This is a genomic window from Paenibacillus sp. p3-SID867 (assembly GCF_025142895.1).
GTDB lineage: Bacteria > Bacillota > Bacilli > Paenibacillales > Paenibacillaceae > Paenibacillus_AQ.
Map to the genome: position 1 here is coordinate 1 of NZ_JAMBDM010000039.1, position 26,012 is coordinate 26,012.

A 26,012-nucleotide genomic window follows, 5' to 3' on the forward strand; every position below is an offset into this window, starting at 1 on the left:
GTCTGATGATCTCCGTTCTTTTTGCGTTGATCTGATCGATGCCCATGATTCGAAGAGCTAATTCTCGCCGATTCATGTTTGAAGGATACAGTTATAGAGTCACGTCACATGTTACTTTGGTAGTTTCACTGCTCCGTGCAAGAATAGATCTACAATCTCAACAGCCATATCACGAGGGCTGGCATAACCGCTTCGGGTATCTTCACGATTTCCCAGCATCAGCATCGCCGAGAAAGCCTGCGCCATAAGCAGAGGATTGCCTTCCCGAAGCTCGCCTGAACGCATCGCTTGATCAAACCGATTGGCAATGACTTCATGAATGCGCTGTTCCGCCTCACGGATCGCGGACATCTGCTCCTGGGATAAAAAAGGCTCCGCTTCCCGCATCATCGTCTCCATCTCGGCATGCGGACGGGCGATCTTCGCTTCAGCCACCCGGATTAATCCGGACTCCAGCGTATCGGCCTCTTGCAGAAAGCGATGAGTGGAAGCATATGCTTTATCGAGAATCGTGGTTACCGCTATTTTAAACAGCTCGGGTTTGTTTGTGAAATGATAGTAGATGGAAGCCTTGGTCACTTGGCAAGCCTTCGCGATCTGCTGTAAGGATACGGACTCGTAGCCATTCTCCATGAATAACTTGGAGGCGGTCCAGAGGATGGTTTCCTGGATAGGAGCCTGATCGGCAGCTGCTTTGGGACGCCCGGGATTTCGGGGGTTGCGTATTTTTGTCATGATGACCTCCTGCCTATAGTGTAAGACATGCCGGTCGCTTTTTCAAAATAAATATACGCTTCCGATTCAAGTATTGGTGCAGTAGGTGGTTGTTGACGATTTTGACGAGCATGAAGGGGAGCTGGTAAGATAAGGGAGAGGGCGGCGTTATCAATCAAAAGGGATGTGACCTATGGCAACGATACAAGAGGCTATTGAACTCCGCACTGCAGGTCAACCGGAGGAAGCCAAAGAAATTCTCCTCGGGCTGTTAGCCCAATCCCCAGACGATCCCGAAATCCTGTATCAGCTGGCCTGGGTGCATGATCTGATGGGGCTTGAGGGTGAGGCGGTTCCTTATTATGAGAAGGCGATCTCTTCTGGCCTGAAAAATCCTGAGCGATGCGGTGCATTGCTTGGACTTGGAAGCACCTATCGTACGTTGGGAATGTACGACAAATCCAAGGGGATTTTGGAGCAGGGCTTGCAGGAATATCCCGAGGCGAGGGAGTTTAACGTATTTTATGCGATGACCTTGTACAATTTGGGACAATACGATAAGGCGATGGCACTTCTGCTTAAAGAAATAGGCGAAACCAGTAATGACGAGGGAATCAAAAGCTACCGAAAAGCGATTGCTTTCTATTCGGATAAGCTCGATCAGATCTGGAAGTAATCTTGAAGGGCTACTACATAATTAATGTTATGTAAACCGAGAAATTAGCGTCTGACAATCATAAAATATGGCTTGTTTAATAGCAGTGATGGAATTCATGCAAATAATCATTTCTTCACTTTGCTTAACTCGATTTTAGGCTGCCTTCATCTCTCGTTAAGGTTTGGACCTTATACTAGGTTTGTCACTACAAGTGATGGAAGGAGCAACGCAGATGAACAAGAAAAACAAAATGAATATGTGGTCTCTAGGACTTGGGAGTGCTTTTCTGATGATGATGCTAGCTAATCATGACAATGTGCATGATGGACAAGCCCGATCGGGCATCGCTTCAAGTGCGGCCAGATCCAATGTGGCCATCCAATCCGTTGATAAGAGCCCGGCAGTCAAAATGCCAGAGAACCAGGAAATAACCCCTGAAATGATCAATCAATTCTTGAAATTAGTGGCAGAGACATAAGATAAGGTTGATTCTCTATACGTAGCAGTTTTGAAGACCAGTCTCCATGTTAAGGGGGCTGGTCTTTTTGGCGTGTACCCAAAAGGGTCACTTTGATCAGACCGATATTGCGGCAGAATCGTCACAAATCAATCGGCTGTAAATTTTTTCGAAAACAGGAACCCATGTTCTTGTCATATCTATCCAGGAAGCTTATTATTATCAAGAGGGTTAACCTGAAGCGGGGGGATTATAGACGAATGCAAAGCGATCACATGTTACACAGCAAGCGAAGGACCACGGGGATAGGCATGTACAGGGAGATGTTATTCCGATACGTATTCCCGCATAAGAAATTGCTGGCAGCCCTGAGCGTGCTGCTGTTATTTTCAATCGGACTGCAACTGATTAATCCGCAGATCATCCGGTATTTTATCGATACGGCTCAAGGAGAGGGAAGTCTGACATCGCTTTATTATGCGGCAGGTTTTTTTATCGTATTTTCATTGCTCCAACAAGGCGTTTCCATTGCGGCTGCTTACTATAGCGAGAATCTGGGCTGGACAACAACCAACAAGCTTCGAGCTGAATTGGCGGAGCACTGCCTGTCGCTGGATATGAGCTTTCACAAAACCCAAACGTCGGGCTCTTTAATCGAACGGGTCGATGGCGATGTGAATGCGCTTGCCAATTTCTTCTCCAGCTTTATTATCCATCTGTTCGGCAATCTGCTCCTTATGATCGGAATACTGGCTCTTCTGTACCGGGAGAACTTCTGGATTGGATTTGTCATGACCGTGTTTGTTGTCGGCAGCATTTACGTCATTCAACATATCCGTCGATTTGCAATACCGGTATGGAAGCGCTGGCGTGAGCTAAATGCGGATTTCTACGGATTCATTGGCGAACACCTCGAAGGCACTGAAGATACGCGTGCTAACGGGGCAGCAGGATATGTCATGAATCGATTCTACGAGATGGCCAGACGCATGCTGCCGGTTCGAGTTCGTGCGTTCATCGGATTTTTCCTCATGTGGAGCACAACGATATTGGTGTTTGCGCTTGGCAATGCGGCCGCATTTATCGTCTGCGCCATACTGTGGAAGAACGGACAAGGCGGTTTGACGATCGGCTCCATATATTTAGTGTTTTATTATACCGAGCTGCTAGCCAAACCGATCGAGAAGATCCGCACCCAGTTGGAGGACCTGCAAAAGGCAGATGCCAGCTTGATGCGAGTCCGGGAATTGCTTGCAACCGAGCCCCAGATTAAAGACGGGCCCGGAGCTCCGCTTCCGGCAGGCCCGTTGTCGGTGGAATTCCGCAACCTAAACTTCTCCTATGAAGAGGGCGGGCAGGTTACACTCGAAAATCTGCAGCTGCGGCTCGAGCCGGGCCAGACTCTGGGGCTGCTCGGGCGTACAGGCAGCGGTAAAACGACGATTGCCCGCCTGCTGCTGCGTTTCTATGATCCGCAAGAGGGAAGCATCGAGCTGGCAGGAACGGATATCCGGGACTGCAAGCTTCATGAACTGAGGCGCAAGGTCGCGATGGTTACGCAGAATATTGAGATTTTGGAAGGGACAGTTCGTGATAATCTGACCTTGTTTGATGAAGGCATCGAGGATCGCCGAATTATATCCGTGCTGGAGGAGCTTGGGCTTGGAGACTGGTATGCTTCGCTTCCCGAAGGGCTCGGTACGAGCCTTGCCTCAGGCGGCGGAAGCCTGTCGGCCGGTGAGGCCCAGCTGCTGGCGTTTGCCCGCGTCTTTCTGACGGATCCGGGTCTCGTCATCCTTGATGAAGCATCGTCCCGCCTCGACCCGTTAACGGAATATCGGATTGAAGCAGCCATTACGCGTCTGCTTCAGGAGAAGACATGTATTATCATTGCCCACCGCTTAGCCACGGTTCAGCGCGCCGACCGGATTCTTATTTTGGAGAATGGTAGAATGCTCGAAAGCGGACGCCGGGAAGAGCTTGTCTCAAACCCGCAATCACGGTTTAGCCGCATGCTAGCCGTTGGAATGGAGGAGGTGCTGGCATGAAAACAAGTCATTTTTTCTGGCGGTTGATTATGTACCGCCCGGGGTTGTACCTAATCAACCTGTTCGCGTGGTCCCTTATACATATGGCACCGCTGGTTCCCGGACTGTTAACTAAGGCTTTCTTCGACCATTTGGAAGGTACATATGCTTTTCCCTACGGCGTTTGGGCAATTGCCGTGCTGCTCATTGGCGCTGCATTAGCCCGAATTGCGCTGATCTTCGGCGGTTTCATGACAGACGTGCATTTCCGCTTCCGGATCAGCACCTTGCTCCGCCGAAATATGCTGTCCCATGTCATGAAAGAGCCTGGAGCACGGGCAATCCCTTGCTCCCCGGGAGAAGCCATCAGCAATTTCCGTGATGACGTGGATCAGGCAGAAGAAGCGACGAGCTGGTCAGTGGACACTCTAGGACTGGTCGGATTCGTAATCGTTGCCAGCTGGATTCTCATATCCATTGATCTGCAGCTGACGATTCTCGTATTCGTTCCTTTGATATTGGTGGTCACTGCGGCTCAGATCGCAACCGCGCGCATCCAGAAATACAGGGCGGCAAGCCGGGAATCGACGGCAAAGGTAACCGGTGCGATTAGCGAAATGTTTGCTAATGTGCAAGCCATTCAAGTCGCAGGGGCTGAGAAACGAGTAGTAGAACGGTTTGTAAGCCTTAGTGAGAAGCGGCGCCAGTCCATGGTGAAGGATAAGCTGCTAACGGAAACCTTGTCTTCCGTGTTCACCAACTCCGTCAATCTCGGCACAGGATTGATCCTTGTGCTTGCGAGTCTTAAGATGCGAAGTGGCGATTTTACGGTTGGGGACTTGTCGCTATTTGTGTATTATTTAACTTTTGTCACACAGCTTATATCGAACGTAGGCAACTTCATGACTTACTACAAGCAGATGGGCGTCAGCTTTCAGCGCATCAAATCCATGCTGCAAGGGGCACCGGCTTCGCTGCTTACGGCAGCCAATTATATCGGTATCGGTAAGTTTAAGAACAAACGGAATCAAGAGAAGGAAGCTCATCCTGATCACAGGGCACAGATAGATTCGTTGACCGATGGAAGATTCAGTCCTTCCGCTATTTCCACTGCCGAAGACGGCATGGAACCGGCTATTATCAAGGCACCGCCCCTCTCGTTGCTTGAAGCGCAAGGACTGTCGTATCAATATCCCGAAACCGGACGCGGCATCTCGAATATTAATCTGACCCTGAAACGGGGTACGTTTACTGTCGTTACGGGGATGATTGGCAGCGGTAAAACGACGTTAGTTCGCACATTGCTGGGCTTACTTCCTGCCGAAAAGGGCGAAATCCGGTGGAACGGTGAAAGGGTGATTGAGCCAGCTGATTTCTTCATCCCGCCACAAAGTGCGTATACGGCACAGATCCCCAGGCTGTACAGCGATAAACTGCGAAACAATATCCTGCTAGGCATAATGGAGGAGCCGGGGAGTCTGGAGCGCGCACTACATGCGGCTGTAATGGAAGAAGATATCAAGCATCTGCAGCATGGCCTGGAGACGATGGTAGGACCACGCGGAGTCAAGCTGTCCGGTGGTCAAGCTCAGCGGACTGCGGCTGCACGGATGCTCGTACGGGACGCGGAGCTGTATGTGTTTGACGATTTATCCAGCGCATTGGATGTTGAAACGGAGCGCAAGTTATGGGAGAGACTGTTCAGCGAGCGCGGAGGAGCGACTTGTCTCGTGGTATCCCATCGAAAAGCCGCGCTTAACCATGCTGACCATATTATCGTGTTGAACGGCGGAGAGATTGAAGCCGAAGGCACGGCGGAACAGCTGCTGGCTTCAAGCGAAAGCTTCCGACAGCTATGGTATGGCGAAGAAACAGGATGATCAAGTAGCTTAGGATTGCAGTGGATAGAGTAAGTTATGAATCCATTTCACCATATACAGAGGAGATGTACCCATGCAAAAAGCAGAACATATTCAGCTGGATTTCCGTTCGGCTGAGCACCTGCCCATCTTGAAAGAATTCGAGCTTCCGGATGATCAAGTCCAATTTACCGCTCATCCAAAAGAAGCACTTAACGTAGTTGAGGGTCAGCATCCTATCGTTATTTTAGCGGATGGTCATCCGGTTGGCTTCTTTATCCTGCACGCGACGGAACGCGTCAAAGAGTACACAAGCAATCCTCATGCCATGCTGCTAACCACCTTATCCATTGACCATCGGCAGCAGCGTAAGGGATATGCCAGAAGAGGGATCCTTGCGCTGTCATCCTTCATCCGGAGTCAGTTTCCTACCTGCAGTGAGGTGGTATTGGCCGTAAACCATAAGAATGTTCCGGCTCAGCAGCTTTATGAACGGGTTGGTTTCCAAGATACGGGCAGGAGAAGAATGGGGCCGATCGGAGAACAATGGGTGATGAATATAACCCTATGAGTAACAATGCCGCAAAGACGCCTGGTCTTTGCGGCATAACTTTATTTAACCTGGTTGACACTCCGCCAGGTCGCTTCCAAACTTGAAGCAATATACTCCAGGATCGGTTTGCTGTAGAAATAACCGCTGTGTGACAGGGGATTCCAGCTGGTTAGCCAGTTTCCCACGTTAACGGATATATCGTTACGCACCGTGCGGTCATATTCTTCATTTATGCCTTTGAGAGGGTAAGCAAGGATATCGTCTTTATCATAGAAATTAACCCATTCTCCCAGCAGCCGATCATGATAGTGCTTCAGCTTTATGGAAGGGACTTCGATCGGCCTATCAAAATCGCGGTACCGCATGCTCCACAGCGGCAAGGTGGTTCCCAGCGTATAGAATAAGGTCAGGAGCTCTCCCCGCTCCAACGGAGCTTCCGGGTCAACGACAAGACGATGCCCGCGGGAGGAGAATTGCAGATCATAGAAGAAATTGCTGGCGATTACGGATCCCAGGCTATGAGAAATCACGCATAATGGAGCCTGGGGGCCCGCTGCGAGGGCAAGTCGGTGCAGCGCTTCACTGATGGTCCGATGAATGGCCTCATAATTCTGATCCTCGGCTTCCACGGGTTGGTAAGCTACGGCATCCGCCAGATTGTGGATCACGTACTGCCGAAGGTGCTGATAACGTAAACGGTAAGGTTTAATGCTGCTGCTGATTAATTCGGACTCGCGTCCTGCGAATACATCGGCCCAATGCACGGCCTCCATGGCCAGTTGCTCATGCGGAATGCCAGATGTTTGAGAGAAGGTTCCTCTCAATTTTTTCATAAATTTATCCGCATAGTCTTTCTTTTGTGTTCCCAATCCGTGTACAATGATCACTGCAATTTTTTGCTTCATCTAACTGCAGCTCCCTTCATCGGAAATGGAATGAATGGATATCTTTTACTCTTTATACGCGATTTGTACTCGAATTGTAAATAGGTTATTTCAGTACGGGTGAAACTGGTAAGGTCAGTAGCTCTTTAGAGTCATTCCGTTTATGGTCAATCTTGATTACAATGAAGGGATAGCCAGTTGCTATATGATAGATAAAGCGACGGGTGCATTTATGTTTTGAAATGAAATAGGAGGCAGGGTATGTCCTATAAACAAATGAAATGGTTGATTCTGATCATTCCCACTTTGACGATTGGCATATGGGAGTATGTTCGGCATGAGTTTCTGCTGCCTTATATATCGATGGATCTTGGCAATCTGCTGGCACCTGTAATCGTGTTCTTGGTTTCCATTCTGTTTCTTACCCAGTTGTTCTCATTGATTGAACGGAACCAGGAGGAACTGAACCAATCCAGAGCACTGCAAGCGGCCATGCATGAAAGGGAGAAGATTGGCCGAGAGCTCCATGACGGAATCGCCCAATCCTTGTTCTTGCTGAACGCACAGATTGACCGAATTGAGAAATCGGGGCTAACCGGAGAAATTCCATATCAGGATATTAAGGAAAGTGTCCACCGAACCAATGCCTATGTACGAGAAGCTATTGCTAATCTCCGATATCCGGCAGATCCGCAAGCCATTCCGTGGATGCATAGCATGGACAGCTTGATTAAGGAAATTAAGGAGGAGACGAATCTGCATTTCGACGTGCAGTGGGAAATTCCGGATGAGATGTTATCTGCCAAAGAAAAGGTGGAGCTGCTGGCTTCGATCAGGGAAGCCTTATTGAATATCCATAAGCATGCCGAAGCGAAGCACGTAATAATAACCGCGACAGCGGCGGACTCAAGCTGGCATTGCTCCGTCAGCGATGATGGCAAAGGGTTTGAGTTGGATAAGCCGCTTGGCAGCAATCGGTATGGAATCAAAATTATGAAGGATCGGGCTGAGGCCATGGGCTGGAAGTTCATGGTGGAAAGACGCAACAACAAGACGATCATCAGCATTCGGAAGGAGAATACCGCATGAACGAGCAGCCGTTTCGCGTGTTAATCATCGATGACAGCGATCTTGCCAGAGAAGGAATTCGCACCATTCTAAGCAGCGACCCGACCTTTGAAGTCGTGGCCGAAGGACAAAGCGGCGAGGAAGCGCTGGAACTGACCGAAATATGGATGCCTGATATTATTCTCATGGATATTCAGATGCCTGGGATGGACGGATTGGAAGCGACCAAGCGAGTGAAGGACAAATTTCCTTACGTTAAGATTGTCATGGTCACGGTGTCCGACGACATTGCTCACTTGTTTGACGCCCTGAAACGTGGAGCGCAAGGCTATCTGCTAAAGAATCTGAATCCCGAATCATGGCACGAGTACCTCAAGGCCATTGCCGTAGACGAAGCGCCGATGAGCAGGGAGCTTGCTTTCCGTATATTGAAGGAATTTTCGCAGCATGACAAGCCGGATCCAGGCAATAGTCCATTAACGGCACGGGAAAAAGAAATATTGGGGCTCGTAGCCGAGGGGCTGTCCAACCGCGATATTTCGGTTGACTTGTGCATATCAGAGAATACGGTCAAGAACCATCTGAAGAACATTTTGCAAAAGCTGCATTTGGATAATCGGGTCCAGCTGACTCGTTACGCCTACGAACAAGGTTGGATGGGGAAGAGATAACGTTAACACCGGGATCTGACGTCCGAGAGGATGTTGGCAGAGAAAGGGATCAGGCGAAAAAAGCATCCGTGCGCTAGGTACGCTCATTTCTGTTTAACAAGGAATATGCCCAGCGCAATGATACCGATGCCGGCCCAATTTTTCCATGTAGGGACTTCCTTCAGGAACAAGTAAGCCACCCCTAACGAAATCAGGATTTCCAGGCATTTGGAGAAGATCAACGTATAGCCTAACTGATCGGTGGCTTTATATCCATATCGGATTCCGTATCCGATGCACATGTTGGCGATGAGGAACAGAGGAAGCATGAATAACTGAAACTGCAGCGTAGGCCAGAACAGGTGCTGGATATGCTTGGTTTGGTATGAGAAGACAAGGTTAATAATCGACAGTCCGCCGAAGAGTAGACCGACACTGTAGATATAAAACATAAAGGGCCTCCTGAATGATGTCTTTGTCGTACGCCATTAATGTTTCCATGCGGCAACTTTTTTATCCAAGGACAATGAGGCGAAAATTCTGTTGCGTATATCTTGATAGCTTGTCTAATGATTCAATTCATAAATAGTCTCGAAAAAAAGGATGCCTCGCTTCTAAGCGGAGGCATCCTTTATATATTTGATACGGGATTTCAAGAAGATCAGTTCAGTATTCATGTAAAACTACGGATCATAGGTTCATTAATGAACTTGGTGAAGCCTGCTGTACACGCCGCCGGAATGAATCAATTCCTGATGCGTCCCCTGTTCGGCAATGCCTTCGGAATTGACAACGATAATCCGGTCCGCGCTCTGGATGGTGGTGAGCCGGTGAGCGATCACCAGCGTTGTTCTGCCGACGGACAGCTCAGCCAGGGACTTCTGGATTTGCGCTTCCGTTTCCGTGTCGAGTGCCGAGGTGGCTTCGTCCAGTATAAGAATCGGCGGGTTCTTAAGGAACATTCTCGCAATGGACAAGCGCTGCTTCTGACCGCCGGACAACTTGACACCGCGTTCCCCAATCACCGTTTCCATACCGTCCGGCAGGCTTCGGATCAGTTCATCGAGCGAAGCACGCCGTGCAGCTTCCCAGATTTGCTGGTCCGTGGCATGTAAGTCGCCATAAGCGATATTGTCACGGATCGTACCGGAGAAGAGGAACACATCCTGCTGCACAATGCCGATATGCTTGCGAAGATTTTGCAATTTGATATTCCGGATGTCGATCCCATCCACCGTAATTGTCCCCTGATCCACGTCATAGAAACGGGGGAGAAGGCTGCAGATGGTGGTCTTTCCCGCACCGGACGGTCCTACAAACGCAACCGTTTCTCCGGCACGGACCGTCAAATGGATGTTATTCAGTATCGTCCGCGATGGTTCGTATCCGAAGGTAACGCCTTCAAAGCGGATATCTCCCCGTACAGATGAAAGGGATACGGCATCAGGCACATCGGCGATCTCCGGCTCGGTATCCATGATTTCCAGATAACGTTTAAAACCGGCAATCCCTTTGGGATAGCTCTCAATAACGGCATTGATCTTCTCGATCGGACGGAAGAAGATGTTGGAGAGCAGAAGGAAGGCCATGAATTCACCCATCTCAATTTTGCCTTGGATGAAGAACCAGGCACCGCAGATCATGACGAATACCGTGATCAGACGCATCAGCATATAGCTGATGGACATGCTTTTTGCCATCGTTTTATAAGCCAGCAGTTTGGTCGCCCGGAATTGTTTGTTCTCTTCCTGAAACAGTTTATTCTCATGCTCCTCGTTCGCAAACGATTGAACCACACGGATACCCCCGACATTGTCCTCGATGCGGGCGTTGAAATTCCCTACATTACGGAACAGTTGACGATAGGTCGTGGTCATTCTGCCGCCGAACTTAATGATCAGCCATGCCATAAACGGCACGATGATAAAAGTCAGAAGCGCTAGCTCTAAGTTGATGTAAGCCATTAAGGAGAAAGAACCGAGCAGTGTCATAACGGCGATGAACACGTCTTCCGGTCCATGGTGGGCTACTTCTCCGACGTCATTAAGATCATTTGTGATGCGTCCCATGAGATGGCCGGTTTTGTTGTTATCAAAGAAACGGAAGGATAACTTCTGAATGTGGGAAAACATCTTCTCCCGCAGATCCGTCTCGATATTAATGCCGAGCATATGCCCCCAGTAAGTCACGATGTATTGCAGCGCGGTATTCAGCGCATAGATGGAGAGAAGGACGATGCAGGCAATCAGGATAAGCGGCCAATCCTGGCTGGGCAGCAGATCGTCAATGAATTTGCTGACGGCAAGCGGGAAAACAAGCTCCAGCAGTCCGGCAATAACGGCGCACGTAAAATCCAAAATAAACAATCCCTTATAGGGTCGATAGTACGAAAAAAACTTTCTGATCAAGAATTATCACACTCCAAGTTCTACCTCTGTTAGGGTTATTGGTTTAAGATTAGCGGACAGCCATTATGGGGTGTCTTGCGATGGTTTCGTGTCATACAGCTCAAAAGCCTGAATGTACTCCTGAATGATCTGGTCTACCGCTTTCAGCTCTCCGCTGACCACTTCTCTGATGGCTTCAAAGTCCGGATCATTCACTTGTTTCTTCAAAGTCTCCCGTTTCACAATCAAATTGTCCAAAAAGGAAAGCGCGCGCCCCCGGCGGAACGTCTGCGCCATCTTACCGCCTTCCCTGCCGCCGTAGCCTTCCTCTCGCCGTCTTCCGTGCCGCCCGCCGTGCCGGTGGCTGCTATCACGCTCGCGGGGCTCCGCCCGTTTTTGACTCGATGAGTCCTGATCCTCTTGGCGCATATAACATCAACCTCCTTATCAATAATCACGTATACATTTGTATACCATTAAAGTGATTGTATACGTTTGTATACACTTCGTCAATCCATTTTTCTCCTTTCGACTGGAAAAATGGAGGAGATCAAAGGAAGATATGCTATGATGATAATTAGCTGTCCCAGGTGATTGGCATGGATGGAAAACAGCACCGGGATCAGGATGAACATGGGAAGGGAGCTGTACACAATGAGCGAACATAATCATGAGTACTGGATGCGTCAAGCAATTGCAGAGGCCCATCGAAACGTTCAACATGTGGAGGGTGGTCCTTTTGGAGCGATTGTGGTGAAGGATGGTCAAGTGATCGGCAGGGGCCGTAATTTGGTTACCGCGCTGAACGACCCGACGGCTCATGCCGAGGTGCAAGCCATAAGGGAAGCATGTCAACACCTGGAGGATTTCCAATTAAAAGGCTGTACGATTTATACCAGTTGCGAGCCTTGTCCGATGTGTCTGGGGGCCATCTACTGGTCCAGACCTGATGCCGTTTATTATGCAAGCACGAAGGAGGATGCGGCTGAGATCGGATTCGACGATCATTTCATATACGATGAAATCGCGATGCCGGTGGACCAGCGCTCCATCCCTATGAAGCAGGTTCAAACAGCGGATTATTTGCTGCCATTTCAAGCGTGGAGCGCAGCCGAGCGCAAAGTCGAATATTAACAATAAAACCGGGCTCCCTGCATGGGAAAGCCCGGTTTATTCTTATTTATGGATAGGAATGCCGAAATATGTATAGAGTGCTTCGGTATATTCCCGTGCATTGCCCGGTTTAAAGGTGTGGACGCCGCTGGCTTTGTAAATTCTGAATTCGTCATCATCCACGGTGTTTCTGCCTTCTGCCGTACGGATGGACACCCGAGCCGTTTTGTTAAAAGGCGAATCGGGGGCATACTCGCACCAGAATGAAGTGGTGATGAAATCTCTCGGCAGGTTAGGTTCTTCCGTAAAGGAGAAGACGGGATCCCAGGCTTCTTTTTTCCACTCTTCGAGCATCCAGCCATACGATTCAGTTTGGACGAGCCGATAGGTCTCGTTCCCCTGGGTCTGCACAAGGCCATCCACCAATTCCAGAGGATGGCGAGGTCCGGCTCCTCCGACGCCGACATCGGCAATATATCGTTGTTCTTCAATATCCACCTGCAGAATATGATGCCGACGTTTAGCAGGCGTATCGGTTTCATCTCGCCAGAAGCGTCCGAAGTAATGAGTGACCTTGAATCCCAGTTCCTGCAGCAGCCAGCCAAACAACGCATTGAGCTCGAAGCAGTAGCCGCCGCGATGCCGAGTTACGATTTTATCGTAAAGATCGGGGATATCCAGGGACAGTGGAATTCGATCAAGGATATCGAGATTTTCATAGGGTACGGTATGCACATGCTGTTCCTGCAATCTGGCGAGCATATAAGCGCTGTTTACAATCGGGCCCGTGTATCCAATACGCTCAAGATATGGGTTTACATCCAGGCCATGTATCGGGTTACTCATTTGATCACCGCATCTTTCGTCTTTTGTCAGCTTGGTAGAAGTAAGCCGTATATAATTATATACTTTATATCATATATTTGGGCGTACTAATAGAGAACAAGAAGGAGGAGTAACAGGGACTATGCTAATGGATGATGCGGCGCTTCGGGCATCTATTGGCTTAAGGGAATACAACAAGGTTACCGGCCGGCCCCGTACAGGTACTTGAGCGCATAAAGAGGGTGTCCCTTACCGCCGATCCCACGGCGAGGGACACCCTTTCTTATGGCATATAGATCAACTCAATATTAACCGCAGGTGCAGTTCAGAACCGGTTTGCGTGCCGCCGTCGTTTCGTCAAGTCGTTTCACGACCGTGGTATAAGGGGCGCCTATGACAACCTCCGGCGTGGTTTCGGCTTCTTTGGCGATCTGGATCATCGTATCAATGAAACCGTCCAGTGTTTCTTTACTCTCCGTCTCGGTCGGCTCAATCATAATGCATTCCTCTACGTTGAGCGGGAAGTAGATGGTTGGTGGATGATAGCCAAAATCAAGCAGCCGCTTGGCAACATCCAGTGTCCGCACGCCAAACTCTTTTAGTTTTTTGCCGGATAGCACGAATTCGTGCTTGCACAGGCCCGGGTAGGCAACTTCGTAATATGGAGCCAGACGGTGCATCATATAGTTGGCATTCAGCACTGCAAGCTCCGAGACACGGCGAAGTCCTTCCGGTCCATATGTGCGAATATACGTATAGGCCCGGACCAGGATGCCAAAGTTACCATAGAATGCCTTCACGCGGCCGATGGATTGCGGACGATCGTAATCCCAATAATAGGTGCCATCCTCGCGTTTGGACACGATCGGTTTTGGCAGGAACGGAATCAACAAACTCTTTACGCCGACAGGGCCTGCACCGGGGCCACCGCCGCCATGCGGCGTGCTCATCGTTTTGTGCAGGTTGAGATGGACCACGTCGAAGCCCATGTCGCCTGGGCGGGTAATGCCCATGATGGCGTTGGAATTGGCTCCATCATAGTAGAGAAGACCGCCTGCCTCGTGCACGATTTCGGCGATTTCCACGATTTGCTTTTCAAATAGTCCGAGCGTGCTCGGGTTCGTCAGCATCAGTGCGGCTGTATCATCACCAACGACGGCGCGCAGAGCCTCCAGATCCACCATGCCGCGCTCATTGGATTTAATCGTGATCGTGTCGTAACCGGCAACCGTTGCGCTGGCTGGGTTGGTGCCGTGCGAGGAGTCAGGAACAATGACCTTGGTTCGTTTCTCGCCGCGGCTTTCATGGTAAGCACGGATCAGCATGAGTCCCGTCCACTCCCCATGCGCACCCGCAGCGGGCTGCAGCGTTACTTGATCCATCCCGGTAAGTGCCGCCAGATCATTCTGCAGGGTGTAAAGCAGCTCCAGAGCGCCTTGAATGCTTTCTTCTGGCTGGTACGGATGAATCTTGGCAAAGCCGGCAAAACGGGCAACGTCCTCATTGATCTTCGGGTTGTATTTCATCGTGCATGAGCCGAGCGGGTAGAAGCCGTTATCGATGCCGAAATTACGCCGCGACAGCTCCGTATAGTGACGAATGACATCCACTTCATATACTTCCGGCAATTCGGCCGGTTTGCTGCGCAGCAGGCCCTCTGGTATTAAGGATGCGGCGTCGATCTCCGGTACGTCGCAATCGGGAAGGGAATAGGCGACACGGCCGGGCTTGCTGAGTTCGAATATCAATGCTTTCTCCGGTTTCATACGATCGCCTCCAATTCACCAATAAATTGGTCGATTTCTTCCTTCGTCCGCCGTTCGGTCACAGCGATAAGCATACATCCTTGAAGCTCAGGGTACGCAGCGCCAAGATCATAACCTCCGATGTAACCTGCAACCAGAAGCTTCGAGTTGATCTCCTTCACGTTCGTTCCTTCAGGCAGCTTTACCGCAAACTCATTGAAGAACGGCGAGCTGAATGGAAGGGAGAGCGAGCCTTTGGCGACACGATCGGCAGCATAATGGGATTTACGAACATTCAGAAGCGCCGCCTCTTGCATGCCTGCTTTACCCAGGGTGGACATATAAACGGATGCACACAGCGCGAGCAGCGCCTGGTTCGAGCAGATGTTCGACGTTGCTTTTTCGCGGCGAATATGTTGTTCACGTGCCTGCAGAGTCAGTACAAAACCCCGTTTGCCGTCCTGATCGACGGTTTGACCCACAATACGTCCGGGAATGCGGCGCATCAGCGGCTCGGATACCGCGAAGAATCCGCACGTCGGTCCGCCAAGAGAAGCTGGAATGCCGAGCGGCTGGGCATCGCCGACAACGATGTCGGCTCCAAGCACGCCAGGGGATTCCAGTAAACCGAGGGACAGCGGGTTTACGCTCAGCACAAGCAATGCTTTTTTCTCATGAACCAGCGGTTCGATCGATTTCACGTCTTCAATACAGCCGAAGAAGTTCGGTGATTGCAGAAGGACGGCGGCGGTATCTTCCGTTATGGCAGCGGCGAGCGCATCCTGGTCGGTAACACCATTGGCGATGCCGACTTCCACGACTTCCAGATCGAGGCCGCGAGCCGAAGTCAGAACGATTTCCCGGGCTTCGGGATGGACGGCACGCGATATGACGATTTTCTTCCGTTTGGTTGCACCGCTGGCGAGCGCCGCAGCCTCAGCAAGCGCCGTGGAACCGTCATACATGCTGGCATTGGCCACTTTCATGCCGGTCAATTCACAGATATAGGATTGAAATTCAAAAATCGCTTGCAGCTCGCCTTGGCTGATCTCCGGTTGGTAAGGCGTATACGCCGTGTAGAATTCAGATCGGGAAATCACATGATTGAGCACAACCGGAATATGGTGGTCGTACAAACCGGCCCCGAGAAAGCTTGTATAACGGTCAAAATCGGCATTTCGGTCCGATAGGTCGCGCATATGCTTCAGAAGTTCAGGCTCACCCAGCCGTTTTGACATGGGGAGGACACCGTTGTAACGGACCGCTTGGGGGATATCGGCAAATAGATCATCGATCGTTTCCGCGCCGACCGCAGCAAGCATATCGGCTTGATCCTGATCCGTCATAGGCAAGTAACGATGCTTCATGTTAAGGCAGCTCCTCTTTTGTAAAATGGTGTCTTTACTACTTTGGCTTTTAACTTCTTACCGCGGATCTCAACCCATACCTCGGTATCGAGGCTCGTATATGGCGTTTCGATCAAGGCCAATCCGAGACTTCGCTTGAGTGAAGGGGATTGGGTACCGCTGGTCACTTCACCGATGGGTTCTCCTTCATGGTTGAATACGGGATAGTGGGAGCGCGGGATACCGCGATCGATGAGTTCAATGCCGACCAGCTTACGCGGCACACCGTCTTGTTTTTGCTGTTGAAGCGCTTCCCGACCGATGAAATCGCCGCTGTCCAGCTTCACAAAGAACCCGAGACTGGCTTCAAGCGGAGAGATCGTGCTCGAAAGCTCTTGGCCGTACAATGGCAGTTTCGCTTCGAAACGGAGTGTATCACGTGCGCCCAGTCCGGTTGGAACAAGGCCATGTGGTTCTCCGGCGGTTAAGAGCTCTCTCCAAATTGCGGGAGCATCCTCTGCGGAGCAATAAATTTCAAAGCCATCTTCTCCGGTATAACCGGTACGGGACAGTAGGGCGGAGCAGCCGCAAACCTGTGCGTTCTGGATAAAATGGAAGGAGGGAAGTTCGTCTAAGACCTCAGTCGTGGCCTGTGACAAGATGTTCATGGCCGCAGGTCCCTGAAGTGCAATCAGAGCCGTCTCAGCGGACACATTACGGATGGTGACATCACCTGCAAGATGGTCTTGAAGCCACTTGAGGTCTTTGTCGATGTTGGATGCGTTCACAACCAGCATGAATCGGTCAGCCGACAGTTTATACACAAGCAGGTCATCTACCGTACCGCCGTTGTCGTAACACATCAGCGTGTATTGGGCCTGACCCATCGATATGCGGGTTACATCATTCGTGGTCATCTTCTGGATAAATGCTTCAGCGTCTTGTCCGGTGACGATAAATTCACCCATATGGGAGACATCGAACAGGCCGGCGTGCTTGCGTACAGCTTCATGCTCTTGCACAATGCCAGAAAATTGCACGGGCAGTTCCCAGCCGCCAAAGTCGATGCAGCGGGCAGAAGGGAAATCGGAATAAAGCGGGTAAAGCGGTGTACGTTGTAATGAACTCATCTCTTCACCTCTTCGAATTGGCATGATCAATCGGGGAAACACCAAAAAAGGACAGACAGAAGGATAACAAGTCGTGCTGAAAAAAGCCCGCTCGTTGCGTAATCCTTCTGCTCTGTCCTTTGTACCTGAGAGTTACCCCACATGTCATGTAAGTATAATGTCAAGCGTGTGTGAGTTTCCCCGTGGGTGATTCTACATTCAGAATTCTCTCCAGAGGTGCGTCCGGTAAAGGTCCTTTTGCCTGAGAGATTCACCGTGTTACGGCTTACTCCTTCGGCGCTACCTGTCAATCCTGTCGGTAATCTCTCCCGCTACCATCATCCGCGTGAAAATTATTGAGTTGTCATCATCTTCCTTGCGTTCTTGTGATTATTATAAACGTCTCTCGCCATAAAGTGTCAACCTTTATTTCACTAAAATATTTTCAGTCTTAAAATTTTTGTCAGATATCTTGACATCACTTCGTCCCTGTTTTATTCTGTGGGAGAATAAGCCAACCGAATATGCGGATGACGATGGATGGGAGAGACCGCCTCGCGAAGGTTGAAACCTTGGCGGCACCGAAGGAGCAAACCGTTACGCCCGCCAGGCTGACGAGTAATCTCTCAGGTAAACGAACCGCCATCTGACGCAGCTCTGGAGAGTGCGCAAGCCACCCAAGGGGAAAGATCGGACCATAAGAAGCGGTCGATCATAAACTCTCAGGTATCGAGGACAGAGAGAAGGCGAATGCCTTTTTTCGCGTCCTTTTTTTTCATTTATTTACCTTGATTTCATTTCTTTAAGAAAAGAGGAGTATCCGTAAATGAGCGAAATCAGAGAGAATTTGGTTTACAGCGACGATCATGAATGGGCATTGAAGGTAGATGGAAATGTGGTGCGCGTCGGTATTTCCGATCATGCGCAATGTCAGCTGGGCGATATCGTATTCGTTGAACTCCCCGAGACCGGCGCTGTCGTTGCCGCAGGTGACAGCATCGGTACCATCGAATCGGTCAAAACCGTATCGGAACTATATTCCCCTGTATCAGGTACTATCACGAAAGTGAATGCTTCTCTGGAAGACCAGCCGGAGCTTGTGAACGAAGAGCCGTACGAAGGCGGTTGGATCATTGAGGTTGAGGTGGAAGGTGACCTGGAGGAAGCACTCGGAAAGCTGCTGACTGCAGAGGCATATCGTGCCAAAGTGGATTAAGGATTGAATCATAACATGGAATAATGAAACATAACGGCTGCTACTCGTGATGAGGTTTACGAGTGGCAGCCGTTTTAAATTATGGTGCTAATCCTTGGAACCTTGAAGGGTTCGATATCAAGCGCTTGAAGCCACACGGCGCGCGATCCGGCGTGCTCGAAGCTCAGGCAGATTCACGATCAGAATCCCGCCGATGATGAGCAAGCTGCCAACGATGGAATAAAGAGAAATCGCTTCGCCGTACAGAAATGCACCTAATCCTAACGCAATGATCGGAGAAACAAAGAGCCAGGTGGACGGAAAAAAGGCATTCGTTGCTTTTAGCAGCCAGGCATACAGACTATGGCCCAGCATCGAGCCCACTATCGTTAAATACAAGACAGAACCGAGGGCTGGCAGCGTTAGAATACCATTCCATTGTACCTGTTCACTGAACAGGGATAACAGCAATAGGGCAGCGCCGCCATACATCATTTGCACCGCATTGATCGTAATCGGCGAAATATCAGGCATGTCAAAGGATAATTTCCGGGTAGCGAGGGAGCCCACGCTATAACCGATTTCGCCTATAAGAATGGCGATGCAGCTCAGAATCCAGATGAGATCGCTTCCCATCGCTATCTCGGGCATGATGAGCAAACATACTCCCGCAAAACCGACCGCGCACCCCCAATAATCACTGCGCCGGGCATTCTTCCGCATTACAACCGATTGGATCATCAGAATCATCATGGGGCCTGTTGCCGATAGGATGGCAGCGATCCCTGAGGACACGTGCTGCTCGGCCCAATATAGCGTTGCAAACGTCAAGAATGTGCTGGTCATCCCGATTAGAAGGAATTCCTTGCGCAGGAGAAGGCTTGGTTTTGCCTTCCGCTGCAATACCATCCACAGGAAGATGATGGCGCCCGCGAGAAGAAACCGAAGTCCCGCCGAGAGAAACGGCGGCAGTCCTGCTTCAACGCCAATCTTGATGGCGAGAAACGTCGTGCTGAATATGGCGCACATAAGCAAGTAGTTAAAAATAATCATGCAGCATCCTCCTTTTTCTATACTATAATAGGTAGTTAATAGAACAGATTGGCGATTGGTAGAACAGATATGTTCTATATCGGATCGGAGGAAGAACAGATGGAATTAACCACGCTGGACGACAAACATCAAGGTAAGCGGACTTTGCAGCAGTCGGTCTATGACACCATTCTGGAAGGAATTGCTCAAGGAGAGTGGAAGGAGACTGATAGAATCCCGTCCGTGAGGGCGATGGCCGAGCGTTTGAACGTTCACCGGTTAACGGTGCTGAAGGCTTATCAGCAGCTCCTTGAAGACGGGATCGTGGAAGTTAAATATAAATCAGGATATTTCGTAGCGCCAAAAGCGCCTGCGACATTGAAGGAAAACTATATATCCAGCCGGCCTTGGGAATATCAGGCCAAATCGATATATGTCAATCGCAGCCGCTTGTCCGACATTCACAGACATCAGGTCGATTACCAGATGTCGGAAGCGCTGATTGATCCTGCGCTGCTGCCGAACGCGTTCCTGTCCAATCACGTGAAACAGGTGTTTGACATGCATCCGAAGGTATTAAGCACGTACTCTTCCGTGTCCGGAGATTTGGAGCTGCGCGAGGAGATGGCCAGGTATTTTATGGATAAACAAGGCATAACGGTCCATCCGGAAGAGCTGCTCATTACGACGGGGTCCCAGCAAGCGATCGACTTGATCTCGCGTTCGCTTGTCAAAAGCGGTGATTCAGTATTGATTGAGCGGCCGACGTATAGTCCGGCGATCGATGTTTTTGTGCAGCAAAATGTCAAGCTGCTTCCCATTGAGATTACGCCGGAAGGATATGACCTGGAGCAGATTGAATGTCTTATGCGGACGGAGAAGCCGAAGCTGTTCTATATGAACCCGACTTTTCAGAATCCGACAGGGTACACGGTGCCGATTAAACAGCGCAAGGCGCTGGTTGAACTGGCGGAACGATATCAATGCGTTCTGGTGGAGGATGAGGTCTATCACGACATTTATTTTGGAGATCCGCCGCCGCTGCCCTTTTTTTATTACGATACCGAGGGCTATGTCATTCACATTCGAAGCTTTAGCAAATATGTGGCCCCTGGTTTGCGAATATCGGTGCTGGCGGCACGTCCGGAGCTGATGAATGTCATCCTGCCGACCAAGGCGCTGTCGGACAACGGGACGCCGCTGCTGACGCAAAAGATTTTCCAGCACTATTTCTTCTCGAGCAGGCTTCAGGAGCATGTGGCCAAGCTGCGGATTGCCCTGGAGCTTCGTAAGGATAAGATGGAAAAGCTGCTTGAGCCTACAGAATGGCGGTGGAACAGCCCCGGTGGCGGCTTGAATCTGTGGATACAGCTGCCGGAAAATATCAACGTGGATGCGTTGTTGCGGCAATGCCTGGCGGAATCGGTAGCTTTTGTGCCGGGGCGTATATGCGACCCGCTGGATCAGATGGATACGTGGATCAGACTCAGCTACTCCTATATCAGCGAAGTTCAGCTGGAAGAGGGAATTCGTCGTCTCGTCGAAATATCGGAACAGGTAAAGCAAGGCTCGTTGGTATGAGCAATAACATGAGTCATGAATTTCATCTCGAAGTCATGTAGAGATCATGTCTGCCGATAAATTACGGAATATTTTAAAAAAACGGTCTGATTGAATGTCACAAAAACAGCCCTCTTCTCGTGTTATGTGCAAAATCGCATAAAACAAAAGGAGATGGGTTGTCTCATGAAGGATCTAACATGTGTTGTCGTTGGTGGAGGCTTTGCAGGTATACATGCTCTAAAAGCGATTCATAAAACTTGTCATAAAGGAATAGGCGGAAGGAAGCTGCGCCTGATCCTGATCGATATGGGTTCCGCCCATGTGCGGAAAGTGCTGCTGTTCCGTCCTGCAGTGAGTGAAGAGGGGATTACCGTTCCTTGGGAACAGGTCATGCCGGAAGGTACCCGTTTCATACAGGGCAGGGTGACCGGCATGGATAAGGAGAGCAAGCAGCTGACTTTGGAAGACAGCACAGGGCTGGAACATAAGCTGGAATATGATGTGCTTGTGATGGCCATAGGAAGCATCGTGCGTCAGGCAGCACCGGAACAAGGCGGAATATCGCTGACAGGCTTGGAAGCGGCGGAGCGGATCCGGGAACGGTGGCACGCAAACCTTAAGTTGGCAGTAAAGGAAACGAATGTGCAGGAGAAGCAGCGGCTGATGAGTGCAGCCGTCGCTGGTGCCGGCATAACGGGCATCGAAACGTCAGCCGAGATGGTCTACGCCATGCGGACAGAGGCGGTTAAGCTTGGTTTAGATCCGAAGTTAATCCGTGTGCACCTATTCAATTCTCAGGAACGGTTGTTCCTGGAAGGGCCTGCGAAGGTGGCGCATCGGCTTGAACGATATCTAACCGATCTTGGCGTAGTCCTTCATCATGGAAGAAGAGTGATCAAAGAGGAGCTGGGGCTGGTTCATGTCAACGATGGATCTCCGATCCCTGTGGGCCTCACGGTATGGACGCTTGGCCTCACTCCTAACCCCGCGCTCCTCAGCCTCGGACTGCCGGTTACGATGGACGGTCAAATCGTTGTAGATGAAAGCTATCGTGTCAAGGATGCCCCGGGAGTATATGGCATCGGCGATTGTGCGCATGTGGTTGATCCCGCTAACGGTGCTGCCGACCGGATGACATGCAAGGAAGCGATCCCCCAAGCGACGCGACTTGGCGGCATTGTGCATGCGGATTTAATCGGTGCGCCTGCAGCCAAGCATAAGAGTGTATTGGAGGGGTATACGGTCGGGCTGGGACCGGGACATGGGTTAGTCTGGTCGCGTACCTGGGGAATGGATATTATGATCACAGGAAAGCTGGCTTACAAAGTTAAATCGTTCATGTGGAATTATTCCAGCATGGTTCGATAAATTAGCCGCAATCCTGCTTGAAAGGAATGAAGAAACGGCATGTTAGAGCTGTATGAGCAGTATAAGGGGCTCCTGTTTCATCTTGCTTATCAAATGACCGGAACGGTGTCGGACGCAGAGGACGCGGTTCAGGATGTGTTCGTGAAAGTTCAAAGTCTTCCCCCGGAGAAGCTGGAGGAGCCAAAAGCTTATCTGTGCAAAATGGTAACGAATCGCTGCATCGACGAAATCAAGTCAGCTCGAAATCGAAGAGAGCAGTACTACGGCCCCTGGCTTCCGGAACCGATCCCGGAAGCCTATAGCGAGTCCTATGAAGCCGTCGAGAATCATGAACTGCTCTCCTATGCCATGCTGGTTCTGCTGGAGCGGCTGTCTCCTTCGGAGCGGGCCGTGTTTGTTCTGAGGGAAGCGCTTGGATTCGATTATCCGGAAATCGCCGGTCTGATCGATAAAACTGAGGCCAACTGCCGCAAGCTCATGAGCAGGGCGAGAGGAAAGATGGGGATCACGGAGGATGATCTGATTGGCGTGGGGTCCATGGCAGAGGAATGGGTGAGCCGGTTCTTCACGGCCCTCTCCGAAGGAGATGCCGAACATGTCCTATCCCTGCTAGCGGATGATGCTGTATTGTTGTCCGATGGCGGCGGTAAAGTAATCGCAGCTGCGAGACCGGTTGAGAGCAAGGAGCGGGTTGCCCGTTTCCTCATCGGCATTCTTCACCAAGCGCAGCTGGAGGATGGAGTAGCGCTGGAGATCGAGGTAAAGGAACTGAACCATCAAACCGCTGTTATATTCCGCCAGGGAGGAAGTATTACCGGCGTTATCTTTGTCAATATTCGGAACGGATTGCTGCAAAATATTTATATTGTGAGGAATCCGGATAAACTTGCGGGGATTTAAATTTAGGCTTGGAACATCGCCGGAGTACCATCTGAGCAGTCCGCCTCTAGGGAGGGGGGCTGCTTTTTTTGTTGAAGACAGGAGATGGAGGCGCTCAAACCCAATCGGACGGTTAGATGAGCTTTTCATGAAGGAAGTTTGATTCTGGATTCGTTTTCCAGTATGCAGGGTAAATACATTTCGGGTTCGCAAGCGGATCTGTTACCAAGTGCATTTACGTCAGACACGCATCTACTACCTACATACCAGGAGGTTCCAACAAATGGACAAATCAAACACCAATTTGAATGCTAACAACAGCCCGGGCAAGACAAGCAAGGACCAACAGCTGGAACAATTTACGGTAGACAATGACGGTAAAGACTTGACAACCAATCAGGGACTTAAGGTCTCAGAGGATGAACATTCGCTTAAAGCGGGCGAGCGCGGTCCAACCTTGATGGAGGACTTCCATTTCAGAGAGAAGATGACGCATTTCGACCATGAGCGGATTCCGGAACGGATCGTGCATGCCCGCGGTTTTGGGGCTCACGGCTATTTTCAGTTATATGAATCCATGAAAGATTATACAAAAGCCAAATTCCTGCAGGACCCTTCCGTTGTCACGGCGGTGTTTGTCCGATTCTCCACGGTGGCTGGCTCCAGGGGATCAGCCGACACCGTCAGGGACGTACGCGGCTTCGCAACCAAGTTTTATACGGAAGAAGGGAATTATGATCTTGTGGGCAACAATATGCCGGTCTTTTTCATACAGGATGCCATGAAGTTTCCCGATTTCGTTCATGCAGTCAAGCCGGAGCCGCATAACGAGATTCCGCAAGCGCAATCCGCCCATGATACGTTCTGGGATTTTGTTGCGAATAATTCGGAAAGCGCGCACATGATCATGTGGGCGATGTCCGACCGCTCGCTTCCGCGAAGCTTCCGAATGATGGAGGGCTTCGGCGTCCATACCTTCCGTTTCGTGAATGAAGAAGGACAAGCGCATTTTGTGAAGTTTCACTGGAAGCCCGTGCTCGGCACGCATTCCCTCGTATGGGATGAAACGCAGAAGCTGGCAGGCAAGGATCCCGACTTTAACCGGCGTGATCTGTGGGATGCGATCGAATCAGGAAATTATCCGGAATTTGAGTTTGGCGTTCAGATGATTCGGGAGGATGAGGAATTCAATTTTGGTTTTGACATCCTTGATCCGACCAAGATTTGGCCCGAAGAGCTCATTCCCGTCAAAATTATCGGCAAGATGACGCTCAATCGCAATACGGATAATTTCTTTGCGGAGACGGAGCAGATAGCATTCCATCCGGGACATGTCGTACCGGGCATCGATTTTACCAATGATCCGCTTCTGCAAGGCCGCTTATTCTCTTATACCGACACCCAGCTTTCACGGCTCGGCGGACCCAATTTCCACGAAATTCCGATCAACCGTCCAATCGCAGCTGTTCATAACAATCAGCGTGACGGGATGCATCGTATGACCATCAATAAGGGCCCTGTCAGCTATCATAAGAACGGTATTGCCGGTAACACGCCGAAGCCGGTTCCAGTGGAGCGCGGGGGTTATGAGCATTTCACCGAGAAGGTGGAAGGACGTAAGGTGCAGGCACGCAGTGACAGCTTTAAGGATCATTTCAGCCAAGCGGCCCTGTTCTGGAACAGCATGTCCGAGGTCGAGAAGCAGCATATCGTATCCGCATTCCAGTTCGAGCTTGGTAAAGTACAGCGAAAGGAAATTCGCCAGCAAGTCGTTGACCTGTTCGCGAACGTCGAGAGCGAACTTGCCACCCGGATTTCGGAGGGCATCGGAACCATGCCTCCGCAAACCAGCGGCTCCGCTTCCAGTGAGTCTTCTCCGGCACTGAGCATGATGAATACCGTGAAGCTCCCGCTAACCCGTAAAGTGGCGGTGCTGGCAGGCAACGGATTTACAGATGAACTCCCCTTTGTGCTTACACAGCTGCAGCAAGCCAGCATCATCACCGAGGTGGTTAGCGCGAAGCTCGGCGTCATTCAAAGCAAAGCCGGTGCGGAACTGGAAGTGAACCATTCGCTGCTTGGGGCGGATTCCGTCTTGTTCGATGCAGTGCTTGTCGCAGGCGGCGCATTAAGCGTATCGGAGCTCCTGGTGGAGCCGAAGGTGCTGGATTTTGTCAAGGAAGCGTATCAGCATTTCAAGCCGATCGCAGCCATAGCCGAAGGGGCAAATTTGCTTCCATCATCCAGTGGTGAAGGGGTCGTGGTTGCGCATGAGAATGAGGATTTGAAGCCTTTCGGCGAGGCCTTCATTGATGCCATCGCGGCGCATCGCCATTGGTCGCGTACGATCTAAGAATGGATTGCCCTTGAATATATAACACGATTGCGCTATAATTCCCCTAAATCATTTGGCGAAGAATGAAGGGGAAGATACCATGATCAACATCAAAATCAATCAACTTCATCATCACAAGCAGCGTTAGCACGCCTGTCATTTAACAGGGTGGGCTAACGCTGTTCGCGTTGGCCTCCCTGCCGCATATTCAGCGCGCGGGACCATGAGGTCCGGCGCGTTTTTTA

Annotated in this window: 23 protein-coding genes and 3 riboswitches; of the genes, 13 read left to right on the forward strand and 10 right to left on the reverse strand. The window is 50.5% G+C overall.

Going from position 1 to position 26,012, the window contains the following annotated elements:
• Positions 1-111 precede the first annotated feature (111 nt).
• Complete coding sequence (locus M4D81_RS33810) at positions 112-735, reverse strand: TetR/AcrR family transcriptional regulator (RefSeq protein ID WP_260069578.1); 624 nt, start codon at positions 733-735, stop codon at positions 112-114.
• 172 nt (positions 736-907) lie between these two features.
• On the opposite strand from M4D81_RS33810, the gene M4D81_RS33815 reads away from it, so the two are divergent.
• The 5 genes from M4D81_RS33815 to M4D81_RS33835 all read left to right on the forward strand — a co-directional run bounded on the left by M4D81_RS33815 (position 908) and on the right by M4D81_RS33835 (position 6,286).
• Positions 908-1,390 (forward strand): tetratricopeptide repeat protein, encoded by a 483-nt coding sequence (locus M4D81_RS33815; protein ID WP_260069579.1) that lies wholly within the window; start codon positions 908-910, stop codon positions 1,388-1,390.
• Positions 1,391-1,604: 214 nt separating this feature from the next.
• Complete coding sequence (locus tag M4D81_RS33820) at positions 1,605-1,850, forward strand: hypothetical protein (protein WP_260069580.1); 246 nt, start codon at positions 1,605-1,607, stop codon at positions 1,848-1,850.
• A gap of 239 nt (positions 1,851-2,089) precedes the next feature.
• Positions 2,090-3,877, forward strand: a complete 1,788-nt coding sequence (locus M4D81_RS33825; protein WP_260069581.1) for an ABC transporter ATP-binding protein — start codon at positions 2,090-2,092, stop codon at positions 3,875-3,877.
• The gene (locus M4D81_RS33830) at positions 3,874-5,736 is read left to right on the forward strand and encodes an ABC transporter ATP-binding protein (RefSeq protein ID WP_260069582.1); all 1,863 of its coding nucleotides are present in this window, start codon (positions 3,874-3,876) and stop codon (positions 5,734-5,736) included. Before M4D81_RS33825 ends, M4D81_RS33830 begins: the two co-directional genes overlap by 4 nt.
• 73 nt (positions 5,737-5,809) lie before the next feature.
• On the forward strand, positions 5,810-6,286 hold the full coding sequence (locus tag M4D81_RS33835) for a GNAT family N-acetyltransferase (protein WP_260069583.1): 477 nt from the start codon (positions 5,810-5,812) through the stop codon (positions 6,284-6,286).
• Between the two features lie 41 nt (positions 6,287-6,327).
• Here M4D81_RS33835 and M4D81_RS33840 read toward each other — a convergent pair whose 3' ends face one another.
• Entirely contained in the window at positions 6,328-7,173 is an 846-nt protein-coding gene (locus M4D81_RS33840; RefSeq protein ID WP_194543189.1) for a chemotaxis protein, read from the reverse strand.
• A gap of 240 nt (positions 7,174-7,413) precedes the next feature.
• Between M4D81_RS33840 and M4D81_RS33845 the strand changes: the two genes are divergently transcribed.
• Complete coding sequence (locus M4D81_RS33845; RefSeq protein ID WP_071218528.1) at positions 7,414-8,241, forward strand: sensor histidine kinase; 828 nt, start codon at positions 7,414-7,416, stop codon at positions 8,239-8,241.
• Positions 8,238-8,891, forward strand: coding sequence for a response regulator (locus tag M4D81_RS33850; protein ID WP_071218527.1), 654 nt, complete (start codon positions 8,238-8,240; stop codon positions 8,889-8,891). The genes M4D81_RS33845 and M4D81_RS33850 overlap by 4 nt, the downstream gene beginning before the upstream one ends.
• 83 nt (positions 8,892-8,974) lie before the next feature.
• Here the strand turns inward: M4D81_RS33850 and M4D81_RS33855 are convergent, their stop codons facing one another.
• The 3 genes from M4D81_RS33855 to M4D81_RS33865 all read right to left on the reverse strand — a co-directional run bounded on the left by M4D81_RS33855 (position 8,975) and on the right by M4D81_RS33865 (position 11,686).
• Positions 8,975-9,322, reverse strand: a complete 348-nt coding sequence (locus M4D81_RS33855) for a hypothetical protein (RefSeq protein ID WP_071218526.1) — start codon at positions 9,320-9,322, stop codon at positions 8,975-8,977.
• A gap of 249 nt (positions 9,323-9,571) precedes the next feature.
• Complete coding sequence (locus M4D81_RS33860) at positions 9,572-11,278, reverse strand: ABC transporter ATP-binding protein (RefSeq protein WP_260069584.1); 1,707 nt, start codon at positions 11,276-11,278, stop codon at positions 9,572-9,574.
• A 63-nt stretch (positions 11,279-11,341) separates the two neighbouring features.
• The gene (locus M4D81_RS33865) at positions 11,342-11,686 is read right to left on the reverse strand and encodes a hypothetical protein (RefSeq protein ID WP_260069585.1); all 345 of its coding nucleotides are present in this window, start codon (positions 11,684-11,686) and stop codon (positions 11,342-11,344) included.
• Positions 11,687-11,911: 225 nt separating this feature from the next.
• Here M4D81_RS33865 and M4D81_RS33870 point away from each other — a divergent pair, with 225 nt between their 5' ends.
• Positions 11,912-12,391: a nucleoside deaminase gene (locus tag M4D81_RS33870; RefSeq protein WP_260069586.1), complete on the forward strand. Its 480-nt coding sequence runs from the start codon at positions 11,912-11,914 to the stop codon at positions 12,389-12,391.
• A gap of 42 nt (positions 12,392-12,433) precedes the next feature.
• On the opposite strand, the gene M4D81_RS33875 is transcribed toward M4D81_RS33870, so the two are convergent.
• The 4 genes from M4D81_RS33875 to gcvT all read right to left on the reverse strand — a co-directional run bounded on the left by M4D81_RS33875 (position 12,434) and on the right by gcvT (position 17,416).
• Positions 12,434-13,216, reverse strand: coding sequence for an arylamine N-acetyltransferase family protein (locus M4D81_RS33875; protein ID WP_260069587.1), 783 nt, complete (start codon positions 13,214-13,216; stop codon positions 12,434-12,436).
• 287 nt (positions 13,217-13,503) lie between these two features.
• Positions 13,504-14,961, reverse strand: a complete 1,458-nt coding sequence (gene gcvPB / locus M4D81_RS33880) for an aminomethyl-transferring glycine dehydrogenase subunit GcvPB (RefSeq protein WP_260069588.1) — start codon at positions 14,959-14,961, stop codon at positions 13,504-13,506.
• Positions 14,958-16,307: an aminomethyl-transferring glycine dehydrogenase subunit GcvPA gene (gcvPA, locus tag M4D81_RS33885; protein WP_260069589.1), complete on the reverse strand. Its 1,350-nt coding sequence runs from the start codon at positions 16,305-16,307 to the stop codon at positions 14,958-14,960. The genes gcvPB and gcvPA overlap by 4 nt, the downstream gene beginning before the upstream one ends.
• A complete protein-coding gene (gcvT, locus tag M4D81_RS33890) occupies positions 16,304-17,416 on the reverse strand; it encodes a glycine cleavage system aminomethyltransferase GcvT (RefSeq protein WP_260069590.1) in 1,113 nt (370 codons plus the stop codon). Before gcvT ends, gcvPA begins: the two co-directional genes overlap by 4 nt.
• 110 nt (positions 17,417-17,526) lie before the next feature.
• Positions 17,527-17,632, reverse strand: a riboswitch (glycine riboswitch).
• Positions 17,633-17,635: 3 nt separating this feature from the next.
• A riboswitch (glycine riboswitch) is annotated at positions 17,636-17,737 on the reverse strand.
• A gap of 188 nt (positions 17,738-17,925) precedes the next feature.
• A riboswitch (glycine riboswitch) is annotated at positions 17,926-18,047 on the forward strand.
• A 174-nt stretch (positions 18,048-18,221) separates the two neighbouring features.
• On the opposite strand from gcvT, the gene gcvH reads away from it, so the two are divergent.
• Entirely contained in the window at positions 18,222-18,611 is a 390-nt protein-coding gene (gene gcvH, locus M4D81_RS33895) for a glycine cleavage system protein GcvH (RefSeq protein WP_071218519.1), read from the forward strand.
• Between the two features lie 117 nt (positions 18,612-18,728).
• Here the strand turns inward: gcvH and M4D81_RS33900 are convergent, their stop codons facing one another.
• The gene (locus M4D81_RS33900; protein ID WP_260069591.1) at positions 18,729-19,643 is read right to left on the reverse strand and encodes a DMT family transporter; all 915 of its coding nucleotides are present in this window, start codon (positions 19,641-19,643) and stop codon (positions 18,729-18,731) included.
• A 99-nt stretch (positions 19,644-19,742) separates the two neighbouring features.
• On the opposite strand from M4D81_RS33900, the gene M4D81_RS33905 reads away from it, so the two are divergent.
• The 4 genes from M4D81_RS33905 to M4D81_RS33920 all read left to right on the forward strand — a co-directional run bounded on the left by M4D81_RS33905 (position 19,743) and on the right by M4D81_RS33920 (position 25,785).
• Positions 19,743-21,203, forward strand: a complete 1,461-nt coding sequence (locus tag M4D81_RS33905; RefSeq protein ID WP_260069592.1) for an aminotransferase-like domain-containing protein — start codon at positions 19,743-19,745, stop codon at positions 21,201-21,203.
• Positions 21,204-21,368: 165 nt separating this feature from the next.
• On the forward strand, positions 21,369-22,553 hold the full coding sequence (locus tag M4D81_RS33910; protein ID WP_260069593.1) for an NAD(P)/FAD-dependent oxidoreductase: 1,185 nt from the start codon (positions 21,369-21,371) through the stop codon (positions 22,551-22,553).
• 39 nt (positions 22,554-22,592) lie between these two features.
• Positions 22,593-23,453, forward strand: coding sequence for an RNA polymerase sigma-70 factor (locus M4D81_RS33915; RefSeq protein ID WP_260069594.1), 861 nt, complete (start codon positions 22,593-22,595; stop codon positions 23,451-23,453).
• Positions 23,454-23,715: 262 nt separating this feature from the next.
• Entirely contained in the window at positions 23,716-25,785 is a 2,070-nt protein-coding gene (locus M4D81_RS33920; RefSeq protein ID WP_260069595.1) for a catalase, read from the forward strand.
• Positions 25,786-26,012: the final 227 nt, after the last annotated feature.

Excerpts from the sequence above, each read along its gene's own strand:
- M4D81_RS33810 (WP_260069578.1), bottom strand. The coding sequence starts at position 735 with ATGACAAAAATACGCAACCCCCGAAATCCCGGGCGTCCCAAAGCAGCT.
- M4D81_RS33815 (WP_260069579.1), top strand. The coding sequence starts at position 908 with ATGGCAACGATACAAGAGGCTATTGAACTCCGCACTGCAGGTCAACCG.
- M4D81_RS33820 (WP_260069580.1), top strand. The coding sequence starts at position 1,605 with ATGAACAAGAAAAACAAAATGAATATGTGGTCTCTAGGACTTGGGAGT.
- M4D81_RS33825 (WP_260069581.1), top strand. The coding sequence starts at position 2,090 with ATGCAAAGCGATCACATGTTACACAGCAAGCGAAGGACCACGGGGATA.
- M4D81_RS33830 (WP_260069582.1), top strand. The coding sequence starts at position 3,874 with ATGAAAACAAGTCATTTTTTCTGGCGGTTGATTATGTACCGCCCGGGG.
- M4D81_RS33835 (WP_260069583.1), top strand. The coding sequence starts at position 5,810 with ATGCAAAAAGCAGAACATATTCAGCTGGATTTCCGTTCGGCTGAGCAC.
- M4D81_RS33840 (WP_194543189.1), bottom strand. The coding sequence starts at position 7,173 with ATGAAGCAAAAAATTGCAGTGATCATTGTACACGGATTGGGAACACAA.
- M4D81_RS33845 (WP_071218528.1), top strand. The coding sequence starts at position 7,414 with ATGTCCTATAAACAAATGAAATGGTTGATTCTGATCATTCCCACTTTG.
- M4D81_RS33850 (WP_071218527.1), top strand. The coding sequence starts at position 8,238 with ATGAACGAGCAGCCGTTTCGCGTGTTAATCATCGATGACAGCGATCTT.
- M4D81_RS33855 (WP_071218526.1), bottom strand. The coding sequence starts at position 9,322 with ATGTTTTATATCTACAGTGTCGGTCTACTCTTCGGCGGACTGTCGATT.
- M4D81_RS33865 (WP_260069585.1), bottom strand. The coding sequence starts at position 11,686 with ATGCGCCAAGAGGATCAGGACTCATCGAGTCAAAAACGGGCGGAGCCC.
- M4D81_RS33870 (WP_260069586.1), top strand. The coding sequence starts at position 11,912 with ATGAGCGAACATAATCATGAGTACTGGATGCGTCAAGCAATTGCAGAG.
- M4D81_RS33875 (WP_260069587.1), bottom strand. The coding sequence starts at position 13,216 with ATGAGTAACCCGATACATGGCCTGGATGTAAACCCATATCTTGAGCGT.
- gcvPB (WP_260069588.1), bottom strand. The coding sequence starts at position 14,961 with ATGAAACCGGAGAAAGCATTGATATTCGAACTCAGCAAGCCCGGCCGT.
- gcvPA (WP_260069589.1), bottom strand. The coding sequence starts at position 16,307 with ATGAAGCATCGTTACTTGCCTATGACGGATCAGGATCAAGCCGATATG.
- gcvT (WP_260069590.1), bottom strand. The coding sequence starts at position 17,416 with ATGAGTTCATTACAACGTACACCGCTTTACCCGCTTTATTCCGATTTC.
- gcvH (WP_071218519.1), top strand. The coding sequence starts at position 18,222 with ATGAGCGAAATCAGAGAGAATTTGGTTTACAGCGACGATCATGAATGG.
- M4D81_RS33900 (WP_260069591.1), bottom strand. The coding sequence starts at position 19,643 with ATGATTATTTTTAACTACTTGCTTATGTGCGCCATATTCAGCACGACG.
- M4D81_RS33905 (WP_260069592.1), top strand. The coding sequence starts at position 19,743 with ATGGAATTAACCACGCTGGACGACAAACATCAAGGTAAGCGGACTTTG.
- M4D81_RS33910 (WP_260069593.1), top strand. The coding sequence starts at position 21,369 with ATGAAGGATCTAACATGTGTTGTCGTTGGTGGAGGCTTTGCAGGTATA.
- M4D81_RS33915 (WP_260069594.1), top strand. The coding sequence starts at position 22,593 with ATGTTAGAGCTGTATGAGCAGTATAAGGGGCTCCTGTTTCATCTTGCT.
- M4D81_RS33920 (WP_260069595.1), top strand. The coding sequence starts at position 23,716 with ATGGACAAATCAAACACCAATTTGAATGCTAACAACAGCCCGGGCAAG.